This is a genomic window from Rhodococcus sp. NPDC003348 (genome assembly GCF_053589375.1).
Window position 1 is genome coordinate 22,132 of the sequence record NZ_JBSFRT010000058.1, and the last position, 13,388, is coordinate 35,519.

17 protein-coding genes and 1 riboswitch are annotated in these 13,388 nt (G+C 69.4%); of the genes, 12 read left to right on the forward strand and 5 right to left on the reverse strand.

Annotated features, from left to right (window positions below):
• Window positions 1-7: 7 nt before the first annotated feature.
• The 7 genes from thiS to ACWDU4_RS26055 all read left to right on the forward strand — a co-directional run bounded on the left by thiS (window position 8) and on the right by ACWDU4_RS26055 (window position 5,044).
• Window positions 8-223, forward strand: coding sequence for a sulfur carrier protein ThiS (thiS, locus tag ACWDU4_RS26025; RefSeq protein ID WP_450116840.1), 216 nt, complete (start codon window positions 8-10; stop codon window positions 221-223).
• The gene (gene thiG / locus ACWDU4_RS26030) at window positions 216-971 is read left to right on the forward strand and encodes a thiazole synthase (RefSeq protein WP_450116841.1); all 756 of its coding nucleotides are present in this window, start codon (window positions 216-218) and stop codon (window positions 969-971) included. The genes thiS and thiG overlap by 8 nt, the downstream gene beginning before the upstream one ends.
• 120 nt (window positions 972-1,091) lie before the next feature.
• Window positions 1,092-2,039 carry a polyphosphate kinase 2 gene (gene ppk2, locus ACWDU4_RS26035; protein ID WP_450116855.1) on the forward strand — a complete coding sequence of 316 codons (948 nt, stop codon included), beginning with the start codon at window positions 1,092-1,094 and terminating at the stop codon, window positions 2,037-2,039.
• A 132-nt stretch (window positions 2,040-2,171) separates the two neighbouring features.
• Window positions 2,172-3,107, forward strand: coding sequence for an ABC transporter ATP-binding protein (locus ACWDU4_RS26040; protein ID WP_450116842.1), 936 nt, complete (start codon window positions 2,172-2,174; stop codon window positions 3,105-3,107).
• A complete protein-coding gene (locus ACWDU4_RS26045; protein ID WP_450116843.1) occupies window positions 3,107-3,901 on the forward strand; it encodes an ABC transporter permease in 795 nt (264 codons plus the stop codon). Before ACWDU4_RS26040 ends, ACWDU4_RS26045 begins: the two co-directional genes overlap by 1 nt.
• Window positions 3,902-3,990: 89 nt before the next feature.
• Complete coding sequence (locus tag ACWDU4_RS26050; RefSeq protein ID WP_450116844.1) at window positions 3,991-4,815, forward strand: adenylate/guanylate cyclase domain-containing protein; 825 nt, start codon at window positions 3,991-3,993, stop codon at window positions 4,813-4,815.
• A 43-nt stretch (window positions 4,816-4,858) separates the two neighbouring features.
• A complete protein-coding gene (locus ACWDU4_RS26055; RefSeq protein WP_450116845.1) occupies window positions 4,859-5,044 on the forward strand; it encodes a hypothetical protein in 186 nt (61 codons plus the stop codon).
• Here ACWDU4_RS26055 and thiD read toward each other — a convergent pair.
• Window positions 5,032-5,898, reverse strand: coding sequence for a bifunctional hydroxymethylpyrimidine kinase/phosphomethylpyrimidine kinase (thiD, locus tag ACWDU4_RS26060; protein WP_450116846.1), 867 nt, complete (start codon window positions 5,896-5,898; stop codon window positions 5,032-5,034). The genes ACWDU4_RS26055 and thiD overlap by 13 nt on opposite strands.
• A 10-nt stretch (window positions 5,899-5,908) precedes the next feature.
• Window positions 5,909-7,561 (reverse strand): phosphomethylpyrimidine synthase ThiC, encoded by a 1,653-nt coding sequence (gene thiC / locus ACWDU4_RS26065; protein WP_450116847.1) that lies wholly within the window; start codon window positions 7,559-7,561, stop codon window positions 5,909-5,911.
• Window positions 7,552-7,678, reverse strand: a riboswitch (TPP riboswitch). (Overlaps the previous gene by 10 nt.)
• Window positions 7,679-7,844: 166 nt before the next feature.
• Here thiC and ACWDU4_RS26070 point away from each other — a divergent pair.
• The 3 genes from ACWDU4_RS26070 (at window position 7,845) to ACWDU4_RS26080 (ending at window position 9,209) form a co-directional block, all read left to right on the forward strand.
• Window positions 7,845-8,186, forward strand: coding sequence for a GNAT family N-acetyltransferase (locus ACWDU4_RS26070; protein WP_450116848.1), 342 nt, complete (start codon window positions 7,845-7,847; stop codon window positions 8,184-8,186).
• Window positions 8,187-8,292: 106 nt separating this feature from the next.
• Window positions 8,293-8,673 (forward strand): GNAT family N-acetyltransferase, encoded by a 381-nt coding sequence (locus ACWDU4_RS26075; protein WP_450116849.1) that lies wholly within the window; start codon window positions 8,293-8,295, stop codon window positions 8,671-8,673.
• A gap of 107 nt (window positions 8,674-8,780) precedes the next feature.
• A complete protein-coding gene (locus ACWDU4_RS26080; RefSeq protein ID WP_450116850.1) occupies window positions 8,781-9,209 on the forward strand; it encodes an SPW repeat protein in 429 nt (142 codons plus the stop codon).
• A 112-nt stretch (window positions 9,210-9,321) separates the two neighbouring features.
• Here the strand turns inward: ACWDU4_RS26080 and ACWDU4_RS26085 are convergent, their stop codons facing one another.
• From ACWDU4_RS26085 to ACWDU4_RS26095, 3 genes are all read right to left on the reverse strand, one after another.
• Window positions 9,322-10,137: an exodeoxyribonuclease III gene (locus ACWDU4_RS26085; protein ID WP_450116851.1), complete on the reverse strand. Its 816-nt coding sequence runs from the start codon at window positions 10,135-10,137 to the stop codon at window positions 9,322-9,324.
• Window positions 10,138-10,209: 72 nt separating this feature from the next.
• Entirely contained in the window at window positions 10,210-11,166 is a 957-nt protein-coding gene (locus ACWDU4_RS26090) for an N-acetylglutamate synthase, CG3035 family (protein WP_450116856.1), read from the reverse strand.
• Window positions 11,167-11,455: 289 nt separating this feature from the next.
• Window positions 11,456-12,046 (reverse strand): peptide deformylase, encoded by a 591-nt coding sequence (locus ACWDU4_RS26095; protein ID WP_450116852.1) that lies wholly within the window; start codon window positions 12,044-12,046, stop codon window positions 11,456-11,458.
• Between the two features lie 258 nt (window positions 12,047-12,304).
• On the opposite strand from ACWDU4_RS26095, the gene ACWDU4_RS26100 reads away from it, so the two are divergent.
• Together ACWDU4_RS26100 and ACWDU4_RS26105 are read left to right on the forward strand one after the other, a co-directional pair.
• Window positions 12,305-12,631 (forward strand): DUF3263 domain-containing protein, encoded by a 327-nt coding sequence (locus ACWDU4_RS26100; RefSeq protein ID WP_450116853.1) that lies wholly within the window; start codon window positions 12,305-12,307, stop codon window positions 12,629-12,631.
• 38 nt (window positions 12,632-12,669) lie between these two features.
• Entirely contained in the window at window positions 12,670-13,230 is a 561-nt protein-coding gene (locus ACWDU4_RS26105; protein WP_450116854.1) for a LytR C-terminal domain-containing protein, read from the forward strand.
• Window positions 13,231-13,388: the final 158 nt, after the last annotated feature.

Genomic DNA, 13,388 nt, shown 5'->3' on the forward strand with positions numbered 1-13,388 from the left:
GGAATCGATGACAGACATGGTGAACATCGGGATCACCGTCAACGGCGAGGACCACCAGCTGTCCGAACCGACGACGGTGGCGCAGCTTCTCGCCCGTCTCGGCCTGCCCGAGAAGGGCATCGCGGTCGCGGTGGACGGTGCCGTCGTCCCGCGCGCCACGTGGGACCGCGTGGTCGAAAAGGGTTGGGAGATCGAGATCCTCACGGCGGTGCAGGGTGGGTGACCAGCTGACGATCGCCGGTCGCACCTTCGGGTCCCGGCTGATCATGGGGACCGGCGGTGCCGCGAACCTGACGGTGCTCGAGGAGGCGCTCGTCGCGTCCGGTACCGAACTGACCACCGTCGCCATGCGCCGGGTCGATGCCGCCGGTGGCACCGGCGTGCTCGACCTGTTGCGTCGGTTGGACATCGCGCCGCTGCCGAACACCGCCGGTTGTCGTGGTGCGGCGGAGGCGGTGCTGACCGCGCAGCTGGCCCGGGAGGCTCTGGAAACCGACTGGGTCAAGCTCGAGGTGATCGCCGACGACCGTACCCTGCTGCCCGATGCCATCGAACTGGTCAGTGCCGCAGAGCAACTCGTAGACGACGGCTTCACGGTGCTGCCGTACACGACCGACGACCCGGTGCTGGCGAAGCGGCTCGAGGACGTCGGTTGTGCGGCGGTGATGCCGCTGGGCGCACCGATCGGCACCGGGCTGGGCATCTGCAACCCGCACAACATCGAGATGATCGTCGAGGCGGCGGGGGTGCCGGTGATCCTCGACGCCGGCATCGGCACCGCCAGCGACGCGACCCGTGCGATGGAACTCGGCTGCGACGCAGTGCTGCTGGCGACCGCGGTCACCCGTGCCAAGGATCCGGCCCTGATGGCGTCCGCGATGGCGTCGGCCGTCACCGCCGGGTACCAGGCGCGGCGGGCCGGCCGGATCCCGAAGCGGTTCTGGGCGCAGGCGTCGTCACCCGAACTATAGGATTTTCGTCCGCCGCGCGGCCTGCCGGACGGGTCGCGCGGCGGTAGTCTCGACAACGTGAACGAGCAGCAATCCGGTCACGCACATCCTGACGGGCAACGAGCCGACGGGAACTTCGAGCTGGCCGCACCCGAAACCATCGACGTCACCCCGGAGATCGACGAGATCGGCGAGCTGCTGCGCAAGTCCGGTCGCGCCCGGCCCGAAGAGGGCCCCGACGCGCCGTGGCGGCACGGCTACCCGTACGACAAGAAGATGACGCGGCGGCAGTACGAGTTCCGCAAACGTGCCCTGCAGATCGAGATGCTCAAGCTGCAGGCATGGGTCAAGGAGAACGACGAGAAGATCGTCATCATCTTCGAGGGCCGGGACGCGGCGGGCAAGGGTGGCGCGATCAAACGGTTCACCGAACACCTCAACCCCCGTGGTGCCCGCGTGATGGCGCTCGAGAAGCCCACCGAACGCGAGCGGACCCAGTGGTACTTCCAGCGGTACGTGGCACACCTGCCCGCCGGCGGCGAGATCGTGCTGATGGACCGGTCCTGGTACAACCGGGCCGGCGTGGAACGGGTCATGGGCTACTGCACGCCCACCGAGTACCTCGAATTCACCCGATCGGCACCGGAATTCGAACGCATGCTGGTGCAATCGGGCATTCGTCTGGTCAAGTTCTGGTTCTCGGTCGGGCGGGAGGAACAGCACGCGCGGTTCGTGGCCCGGAGCACCGACCCGGTCAAGCAGTGGAAGCTCTCGCCGACCGACCTGGCGAGCCTCGACAAGTGGGACGCCTACACCGAGGCCAAGGAGAACATGCTGTTCTACACCGACACTCCGCACGCGCCGTGGACGATCGTCAAGTCCAACGACAAGAAGCGGGCGCGGCTCGAGGCGATGCGCTGGGTGCTGTCGAAGTTCGACTACGCAGGCAAGGACCCGCGGGTCGTCGGGACCCCGGATCCGTTGATCATCGGTCCGCCGCAGACGGTGTACGACGAGGGCGAGATGCCTGCCGACCGGTTCCCGACCATCCCCGATCCGGTGAGCGGGAACGGTCAGGTCCGACCCTGACATCCCCGACGCGCGCCGTGTCGCGACGACGTCGCGGCCCCGGCGCGGTACCGCCGTGTCATCCCTGAGGACGACACGACGCGCGACCTGTGGAGGATGTGCGCGCCGGGTTTTTCCGGAATGCTGGCGGGCATGATTGAAGTGAGGGGATTGACGAAGACATTCGGGGACGTGAGGGCGGTCGACGACCTGACCTTCACCGTGCGTCCCGGAATCGTCACCGGCTTCCTGGGCCCGAACGGCGCAGGAAAGTCGACAACCATGCGGATGATCCTCGGTCTGGATCGGCCCACCGCCGGTGTCGCGCTGATCGACGGCAAGCCGTACCACGACCTGAAGCAGCCGCTGCGCACCGTCGGTGCCCTGCTGGACGCCAAGTGGGTGCACCCCAACAGGTCCGCGAAAGCGCACCTGCAGTGGATGGCCGCATCCAACGGGATCCCGGGCTCGCGCGTCGACGAGGTGCTGCGGCTGGTCGGCCTGACCGAGGTCGCGGGCAAGAAGGCCGGCGGGTTCTCGCTCGGCATGGCGCAGCGGCTCGGGCTGGCGGGTGCGCTGCTCGGTGACCCGAAGGTGCTGCTCTTCGACGAGCCGGTCAACGGTCTCGACCCGGAGGGCATCGTCTGGATCCGCAAGTTCATGCAGCAGCTGGCCGCGGAGGGGCGCACCGTCCTCGTGTCCAGCCATCTGCTGTCCGAGATGGCGCTGACCGCGGAACATCTCGTCGTGATCGGTCGCGGCCGACTCGTCTCCGACTCGCCGGTCCACGAGTTCGTCGACCGGTCCTCCGAGTCGTCGGTGCGGGTGCGCAGCCCGCAGCTCGACGCACTGAAGTCCGCGCTGGTCGCACAGGGTCTGGCCGTGCAGTCGGACGGCGTCGGGGAGAACGGGGCCGCGGTGCTGATCGTTCGTGGCGCCACCACCGACACGGTCGGGCAGATCGCCGGTGGACAGGGCATCGTCCTGCACGAGCTGTCCGCGCAGCGTGGCTCGCTCGAGGACGCGTTCATGAAGATGACCGGCGACGACGTGCAGTACCAGGCCGACGTGATGGGAGGGGCGCTCTGATGGGTGTCGTGGCAGCGGAACGCATCAAGCTCACCTCGACGAAGTCGCCGTTGTGGTGCACCGTCGCGATCATCGCGCTCGGGCTCGGCCTGGCCGCGGTGATCGGCCTGACCGCGAAAGTGAGCCTGACCGCGTACAACGACCAGCTCGCGAACGGCGAGAATCCGGGCATGGACCCGTTCCTGCCCACGCTGGCCGACGCGGTCGGCGGCGTGACCGGATTCGGCGTGCTCGTCCTGATGATCCTGGCGGCGCTGGCGGTGACCAGCGAGTACCGGTTCGGGATCATCCGGACCACCTTCCAGGCGGTGCCGAAGCGCGACACCGTGCTGATCACCAAGGCCGGGCTGATCGGGATCTTCGGTGCCGTGCTGACGTTCGTGCTGACCTTCGGCGCCTACGCGATCGCCAAGACCACCGCGGGCAGCGAGGCCGGTGCCCTCCTGAAGCTCTCCGGATCCGACGCCTGGCGTGCGATCTACGGCGTGCCGATCTACGCGCTGCTGTGCGTCGTGCTCGCCGTCGCGGTCGGGTCGCTGGTGCGGCAGTCGGCCGGCGCGATCACCCTGCTGCTGTTGTGGCCGCTGCTGATCGAGTCGCTGTTCGGCCTGTTCGGCAAGGTGGGCCGGGAGATCCAGCCGTTCCTGCCGTTCGCGAATGCCAACCACTTCCTCGGCTCCGATCAGGGCATCGACTGGCATTGGGGTCCGTGGGGCAGCCTGGTGTACTTCACCGCGTTCGTCGCGGTCGTGTTCGGGGCGGCCCTGTTCGTCGTCAACCGCCGCGACGCGTAGGCACTTCGTGCCTGTGAGTCCTTTTGGCCCCCACGCGCGCCAAAAGGACTCACAGGCGCATGTGTGTGACCGGTGGTTACACTTCGTCGATGACCGAGCAACCCGAGGGCGGTGACGGCCGCGGCCGCGTCGCGTCGGCCCTGGCCTGGGCGTTGGCGGTCGACAGGGCGCCCGCCGCGGTGGACGCAGTCCGCCGGGTGCGCCGGGCGCTGCCCGGCGATCCGGGGTTCGGGGACCCGCTCTCCACCGCCGGACCGGGCGGGGCGCGGGCCGTCGCCCGGGTCGCCGACCGACTCCTCGACGATCACCCCGGGGTCTCCCGGGAGGTCGGCCTCGGCGCGCTGCAGGTGTGGCAGGCGCTGCTCGAACGCACCGGCCGCGGCCGCGGCACCCGCGCGATGACGCTCGTGTTCACCGATCTGGTCGGCTACTCGGACTTCGCGCTCGCCGCCGGCGACGAGGCGACGGTCGAGCTGCTCCGCGCGGTCGCGCGGGCGATCGAACCACCGGTCGCCGACCACGGCGGCCACGTCGTCAAACGGATGGGCGACGGCATGATGGCCGTCTTCGCCCGACCGGATGGCGCGCTCGAGGCGGTGTTCGAGGCCCGCGCCGCACTCGCGACGGTCGAGTGTCACGGCCACCGGCCCCGGATGCGGGTGGGCGTGCACACGGGCATGCCCAGGCAGGTCGGTGCCGACTGGCTCGGCGTGGACGTCAACGTCGCCGCGCGAGTGATGCAGGCTGGGGCCGACGGCAAGGTGATGGCGTCGGCGGCCACCGTCGACGCCCTGGGGTCCGACCGCCTCGACGAGCTGGGATTGCGGGTCCGTCCCTACCGCCGCGGACTGTTCGCCAGCGCCCCGCGCGGAGTGCCGAACGACCTCCAGATGTACACCGTTCGGCCGCTGTGACGCGACCATTGCCTCCAGTGCCCACGGCGCCGACACTGGAGGCATGGTTGATCGGGAACAACGCACACCCTTTTACGGACTCGTCCTGATCCTCGCCGCGATGGCGGGTGCGTTCGCCGTGAACTACTACGGCTACGGGGCCTACTGGTTCCGTATCGCCGTGTATCTCGTGGCGGCGGCCGTGGTCGCGGTCGGGTTCGTGATGACGTTCAGGGACTACTCGCGCTGACCTTCCTCCGCGCCCACGTGCAGGCGCCAGAGCGGCGAGACGGGCCCGTGTCCCGCGCCGAGGTCGTAGGACGCCGCGAGGCAGCGGGTCACCCATTGCTTCCCGAACTCGACGGCCTCGGGCATCGTGCGGCCGTGCGCCAAGGCACACGCCACCGCGGCGGCGAGGGTGTCACCGCCGCCGTGATCGTTGCCGGTGTCGATCCGCGGGCTGGTGAACTCGTGGAAGCGCTCACCGTCGAACAGCAGGTCGGTCGATTCGGTCGACGTGCGCAGGTGCCCACCCTTGACGAGGGCCCACTGCGCCCCCAATCCGTGGAGCGCCTCGGCGGCGCGACGGGCGGTCGCGTCGTCGACGACGTCGACACCGGTGATCAGCCGCACCTCGTCGAGGTTCGGCGTGACCAGCGACGCGATCGGGATCAACGTGTGCCGCACCGCGTCGAGGGCCTCCGCGTGCAGCAGTGGGTCGCCGTGCATGGACGCGCACACCGGGTCCACCACCAGCGGGACCGGTTGCCCCTTGCCGATGCCCACCTCGGTGCACACCTGCGCGACGGACTCGATGATCGCGGTGGACGCGAGCATGCCGGTCTTCGCGGCGCTCACCCCGATGTCGCCGACCACGCTGCGCACCTGGTCGGCGACGATCTGCGGCGGGATCTCGTGAAAACCACTGACCCCAACGGAGTTCTGCACCGTCACCGCTGCGACGGCGACGCATGCATGCACACCGAGCATCGCCATCGTGCGGGAGTCGGCCTGGATTCCCGCACCGCCGCCGGAATCGGTCCCGGCGATGGTGAGGGCGCGGACGGGCGTCTGCCCGTCGGGGGTCAGTGGCAGCAGGTTCACAACGAAAAGCCTATCGATCGGCCGAGACGACGGGCAGGTACACCTGCCCGCCGGAACGGGTGAACTCGTCGGACATCTCCGCCATGCCTGCCTCGATCGCGGTCGCGTCGGTCAGGCCGTGCTCCTCGGCGTAGGCCCGGACATCGGCGGAGATCCGCATCGAGCAGAACTTCGGGCCGCACATCGAACAGAAGTGCGCGGTCTTCGCCGGTTCCGCGGGCAGCGTCTCGTCGTGGTACTCGCGGGCGGTGTCCGGGTCGAGGGAGAGCGCGAACTGGTCGTGCCAGCGGAACTCGAAACGGGCCGTGGACAGTGCGTCGTCACGCTCCTGGGCACGCGGATGACCCTTGGCCAGGTCCGCGGCGTGCGCGGCGATCTTGTAGGTGACGACACCGACCTTCACATCGTCGCGATTCGGCAGTCCCAGATGCTCCTTCGGGGTCACGTAGCAGAGCATCGCGGTCCCGGCCTGGGCGATCATCGCCGCGCCGATCGCCGACGTGATGTGGTCGTAGGCGGGCGCGATGTCGGTGGCAAGGGGGCCGAGGGTGTAGAACGGCGCCTCCTCGCACCACTCCTCTTCCAGTCGCACGTTCTCGACGATCTTGTGCATCGGCACGTGCCCGGGACCCTCGATCATCACCTGCACGCCATGGGATTTCGCGACCTTCGTCAGTTCGCCGAGGGTCCGCAGCTCGGCGAACTGGGCCTCGTCGTTGGCGTCGGCGATCGAGCCGGGACGCAGTCCGTCGCCGAGCGAGAAGGTGACGTCGTAGCGGGCGAGAATCTCGCAGAGTTCCTCGAAGTGCGTGTACAGGAACGACTCCCGGTGGTGTGCCAGGCACCAGGCCGCCATGATCGACCCGCCACGCGAGACGATGCCGGTGACCCGCTTCGCCGCCAGCGGTACGTACCGCAGCAGCACCCCGGCGTGCACCGTCATGTAGTCCACACCCTGCTCACACTGCTCGATCACGGTGTCGCGGTACAGCTCCCACGTCAGCTTCGTCGGGTCGCCGCCGACCTTCTCGAGTGCCTGGTAGATCGGGACCGTGCCGACCGGGACGGGGGAGTTGCGCAGGATCCACTCCCGCGTCTCGTGGATGTTGCGGCCGGTGGACAGGTCCATGATGGTGTCGGCGCCCCAGCGGGTCGCCCACACCATCTTCTCCACCTCCTCGGCGATCGAGGAGGTCACCGCCGAGTTCCCGATGTTCGCGTTGATCTTCACCGCGAACCGCTTGCCGATCACCATGGGTTCGAGTTCCGGGTGGCGCCGGTTGGCGGGGATCACCGCCCGCCCCGCCGCGACCTCCTCGCGCACCAGCTCCGGGGAAACCCCTTCGCGGGCAGCGCAATAGCGCATCTCGTCGGTGATCACCCCGGCTCGGGCCCAGTCGAGTTGGGTGGTGGCACCCTCCGGGCGTGGCCAGGACGCGCGTACCGGCGGCAGGCCGGCGTCGAGGTCGATCCGTGCGGACTCGTCGGTGTACGGGCCGGAGGTGTCGTACAGGTCGAGGTGGTCGCCGGTGGTCAGCTGTACGCGCCGGACCGGAATCGACAGCCCGTCGACCTCGAGGTACCGCTTGCTGCTGCCCGCGATCGGACCGGTCGTGACGGCAGTCGTGGCGACGGCGCCGTCGAAGGTTGAGGTGTCCCTCATCGAAATCTCCCTACGCCGGCATTACCCGGTCAGGTTCATACGGTCGACGGCCCTGTCCGCTCGTGGAGAGCTAGCCGTCCTCTCAGCCCGCTGGTGCGAGCCCCCGTGGGTTTGTTGAGTTGTCGCCGCCGACGATAGCCGGGCGCCTCCCGCGGGTGCGGGCCGGGGAGGCGCACCTGTCCGGTTGGCGAGTTTTCTGCGCGTTCCCTGTCGCGCAAACCGGCATCGACCTATAGTGGCGTGGATCACATTTTTGTTACGGGTGGGCAAGGAGACAAGGCCGATGTTCGCGGACACACCGACCGCCGAGGTGATGAACAATGCAGCTCAGAACCGCTTCGAGCTGTGGCTCAACGGCGACCTCGTCGGCATCCTGGGGTATTACGACCTGGAGTCGAATGGCGGAGCGGTGAGCGCCAAACGGCGGGCGGGAGCGCCGGTGGTGTCCTTCCTGCACACCGTCATCGTCGAGGACTTCGGGCACCGCGGCCTGGCCGCCGTGATGGTCCGACGTGCCCTCGACGCGGCGCGGGGGTACGGCTGGAAGATCCGCCCGGTGTGCACCTACCTGCAGCGATTCGTCGTGGCGAACCCCGAGTACCGGGACATGCTGGTGCCGGTGTGATCGCCCGGCGGCGATTCGGCCACGATTCGACGAAGGATGAGCGACAACTTGTCTGTCGGGCCCGCGCCGGGCGGCGAATCGACCCGAATGCTGATTGCATGACGCCATGTTCAAGCGACACCCGGACCAGGCAGCGGCGGTGACGACGCCCGTCGCTGCGCCCGCCGACCCCGCCCTGGCCGAGGTCGAGCACAATCCCGCACACGCGCGCTTCGACCTCTGGGTCGACGGCGATCTGATCGGCATTCTCGGCTACCGCCGGCTCGACGACCGGGACGGCGCTCCCGAGGACGGCGCCGCCGTCGCGCTCATGCACACCGTCGTCAAGGAGGAGTACGGCGGCCGCGGTTGGGCGGCCGTGCTCGTGCGCGAGGTTCTCGAGGAGGCCCGGGTCCGGGGGTGGCGACTGCACCCCGTCTGCACCTACGTGCAGCGTTACCTCGGCACCCACACCGAGTACCTGGGGCTGCTCGACGACGCCGGCTGATCGGCACATCGGTCCAGCTCGCGGCGGTCCCTGGCCCCTGTCTCGCAATAGAATCGAGGGGAGAGGGAGGACGTGTTCCCTCTCCATCTCGAGGAGGTGTGGGCATCATGTCGACAGCGAACCTGCCCATTGAGAAGCACCCGGACATCGCCGCGCTACGTGACAAGTACGACCAGGCCGCGGGCGACCCGCTCGCGCAGACGAACGAGGGTCTGCTCATGCTGGCCGGCCTCTACATGGCCGCGTCGCCGTGGGTCATCGGATTCAGTGGCACAACCACGCTGATGATGAGCAACCTGATCGCCGGACTCGCGACGGCCGTGTTCGCGTTCGGACTCGCGTCGGCCTTCGGCCGCCTTCACGGAGTCGCATTCACACTGCCCGTCCTCGGCGTGTGGATGATCATCTCGCCGTGGGTGGTCACCGGAGTGTCGACGACGACCGGGATGATCTGGTCGAACGTGGTCTGTGGTGCCGTGGTCCTGGTGCTGGGACTCGGCCTGATGGGTATCGGATTCATGCGCACCAGAAGGTGAGGAACCGGAGCAACCCCGTCGGCGGCCCGGGTTGTCGAGCAGCCGGGGACGGTCTTGACCGTCCCCGGCCGGCTTCGTTGACCCGGCCGGCTTCGTGGACCCGAATTCCGCGCTAGTCGAGTTCGATGACGACGGGCGCGTGATCGCTGGCGCCCTTGCCCTTTCTCTCCTCGCGGTCGATCGAGGCGCCGGTGACGCGGGCGGCCAACGCGGGGGAGGCGTACTGGAAGTCGATCCGCATGCCCTGCCGCTTCGGGAACCGCAACTGCGTGTAGTCCCAGTAGGTGTACACACCCGGGCCGGGGGTGTGCGGACGGGTCACCTCGGCGAACCCGACCTCCTCGAACGCGGCGAACGCGTCCCGTTCCGGCTGCGACGTGTGGGTCTTGCCCTCGAACAGCGCCGGATCCCACACGTCCTCGTCGGTCGGGGCGACGTTCCAGTCCCCGACCAGGGCGACCTGCGCGTTCGGGTCCTCGGCCAACCACTTCGCGGCGTCGTCCCGCAGTGTCGCCAGCCAGTCCAGCTTGTAGGTGTAGTGCGGGTCCGACAGTTCGCGGCCGTTCGGCACGTACAGGCTCCACACCCGGACCCCGCCGCAGGTCGCGCCGATCGCGCGGGCCTCGACGACCGGGGTCACGACGTCGAGTGTGTCGGGCGCCTGCTTGGCGAACCCGGGCTGCCCCTCGAACCCGACCTGCACGTCCTCGAGCCCGACGCGGGAGACGATCGCCACCCCGTTCCACTGGCTCAGGCCGACGTGCGCGACCTCGTAGCCGAGTTCGGTGAACCGCTCGGTCGGGAACTGGTCGTCCCGGCACTTGGTCTCCTGCATGGCGAGCACGTCGGTGTCGGTGCGGGTCAGCCAGTCCACGATCCGGTCCGTCCGGGCTCGCACCGAGTTCACATTCCACGTCGCCAATCGCATGCCCGCAGCGTAGTGCCGCCCACCGACATCGCGACCGTGCGGGTGGAAGGGAAACTCCACCCGCACGGCGGCTCAGCGCTCGGGTGCGGTGGCGTAGCGGTAGCGGTGATGGTCGATGAGCCCGAGGGTGCGGTACAGCTCGATCGCAGGCGCGTTGTCGGCCTCGACCTGAACGTAGGCGTGGGTGGCGCCACGGCCGCGGCCCCACCGGATCATCTCCGCGCAGATCAGCATGCCGAGTCCGCGGCGGCGGTGCGCCGGGGCGACCTCGACGGCCGCAAGCCCCACCCAGCGCCGCCCGTCGGGGGCCTCGGTGATCGCGGCGCGGGCGATTGCGAGCAGTTCGGTCTCCGGGCTGCCGAGCGCACCGAACCCGAGCTCGCCGTCCCGGACCGACGCCAGCACCGCCGGCGCCGATTCCGGCAGGGGCGCGCCGCGGTAGTGGTACAGCGGAAGCCACCCGGGCCCCGGCTCCGGAGAGACCGTCACCAGTGACTCGCCTTCCGGCAGCGTCAGGTTCGTGATGTCGGCGGCCATCACCTGCACCTCCGCCGACAGCGTCCAGCCCTCCGGCGCCGCGCCGAGCCGGTGGGGCAGCAGCAGCGTCAGCGGCTGCCCGCGGTCGGCGTACCAGGCCCGCAGCCGGTCCAGGGTGTCGCTCGAATGCAGGTCACCGATCCGGTGCGCCCGCCCCAGCGGCGCCGCGGCGTTGGCACGGCGGGTGAACCCCCCGCCGCTGCGGGCCAACCAGCCGTCGATCCACGACTGTTCGGTTCCCGGCCAGCCGTCCGCGGCCGCCAGTTCGAGCGCCCGGATCTCCCGCGTCGTGACCCGGCGCGGCCCGATCGCCTTGAGCGCCACCACCTGGTCCGCGGACACCTGAACCACCCGGCCGTCCTCGGCGCGCACCACCACGGCCGGCGTCAGGGCGACGAGTTCCCCGATGATGTCGGTCAACGGTTGGGGATAGCCCGGCGGCAGTTTGTACCGCAGGACGACCCGGCTGCCGAGTCGCGGCGCGGTGGGCAATTGCACGGTCGCCGCGGACGCGCCCTCGTCCGCGGGGGTGAGGCCACCGGTCGGCTCGGATGTGGGGCCACCGGTCGGCTCGGGGCTTGCGCCGCCGGTCGGCTCGGTGTCGGGTCCGGCACTCGGTTCGGGTGTGGGGCCACCGGTCGGCTCGGGGCTTGCGCCGCCGGTCGGCTCGGTGTCGGGTCCGGCACTCGGTTCGGGTGTGGGACCACCGGTCGGTTCGGGTGTGGTTGCGTCGCGTTCGGTCGCCTCGCGGCGGCGATGTCTACCGGTGCCCGCGGGGGCGTCAGTCATCGTGTCCGAACGGGTCCTCGACCGTGCCGGGGGTCCAGGTCAGCCCCGGCACGCCCCAGCCGGACCGTTTGATGATCTTCTTCGCGGCGCGCGCGTGCCGCCCGATCAGCACGTCGGTGTAGAGGAAGCCGTCGAGGTGCCCGACCTCGTGCTGCAGCATCCGGGCGAAGAATCCGGTGCCCTCGATCTCGACGGGTTCACCGTTCACGTCGACGCCGGTCACCTTCGCCCAGTCGGCGCGGCCGGTCGGGAACTGCTCGCCCGGCACCGACAGGCAGCCCTCGTCGTCGTCCTCCGGGTCCGGCATCGTCTCGGGGATCTCCGAGGTCTCGAGGACGGGGTTGATCACCTCGCCGCGACGGCGCGCACCCTTGGGGTCGGCGTCGTAGTCGGGGCAGTCGTAGACGAACAGGCGCAGCGGGACGCCAACCTGGTTGGCGGCCAGGCCGACGCCGTTGGCCTCGTCCATCGTGTCGTACATGTCGGCCACGAGTTCGGCGATCTCGGACAGCGGCTGGGTCACCGGCTTGGTCGGCTGGTGGAGTACCGGGTCGCCCACGATCACGATCGGAAGAATTGCCATGCGGGAAAGAATAATGGTGGCGATCGGCCCGGCCGTTTCCCGGTTGCCCCGATGCCGGGGCGTGTTGTCGGGTCGTGGGATCCGCGAGCGACGCGCCGTCGGCGCGAAGCCCTGGGTGAGCGCGGCGACCGTGGTTGAATGGACGCGCAGAAGTACAGGGTTGTAATTCGTCGTCCGGTGAAATGGACCCGATCGGGCGGCCGGGGAGCTTCACGCTTCGCCGAAGTATGGGGCGAGAGCTCGAAGTTGAGGAGTGAGATGGACGGCGCAGTCGCGCGTAGCCGGAATTCGCAGCCCACCGACGACCGGGACGCCAACGAGGTCGGCGCGGACGGACTCACCCGTCGCGATCACGACATCCTGTCCTTCGAGCGCCAGTGGTGGAAGTACGCCGGCGCAAAGGAAGACGCCATCAAGGAACTGTTCGACATGTCCGCGACGCGCTATTACCAGGTCCTCAACGCGCTGGTCGACCGCCCGGAGGCGCTCGCCGCGGATCCGATGTTGGTCAAGCGTCTGCGCCGGTTGCGTGCCAGCCGGCAGAAGGCCCGCGCCGCCCGCCGTCTCGGTTTCGACGTCACCTAGATGCCGCCGACCATGTCCGGACCCGTAAGGTCGAGACCGTGAGCACCCCGCAGCCGGCACCGTCGGGACCCCCACTACGCGCGCTCGCGATGGTTCTCATCGCACTGGCGATCGCCTTCGCGGGCATCGGTGCGATGACCCTGTCCAACTCGGGTTCGGACCCGCAGTCAGCCGATGTCGTGCCCAGCGTCGCGCCGGTCAAGGCGGCCCCGAACAGCCCCGCCGCGTCGGCTCGCCCGACGACCCCGGCGCCGGTCACCAGCGCCGCACCGGTCGTGGCCTCGGCCGGCGCGCCGACCGCAGCATCGACGTTCGATCGGTCCGCGGTCCAGGTTCGGGTCTTCAACAACAGCACCGTCAGCGGGCTGGCCGCCGAGACCGCCGGGACCCTCGAGTCGGACGGCTGGACGGTGTCCGAGACCGGCAACTACAGCAGTGGCAACGTTGCGAAGACGACGGCCTTCTACAGTGCGAACTCCGCGACCGAGAAGCAAGCCGCGCAGCAGATCGCCGCGGAACTCGGGATCACCGCCGAGCAGCGTTTCGCCGGCATCGCGACCGCATCGCCGGGCGTGATCGTGATCGTCACCTCGCCATAGGGCATGTCTCCCCACCCCCTTGTCGGCGCCCCCGGCGCCCCATCGCCGCCCTGCTGCGTTGTCGTCGGCGCCGATACAACCCCGGTATCGGCTTCTCCTCCGCCTTGCAGGACGACGATCGTGCTGCCGGGTGCATCCTGGGCGTGTCTCCCCACCCC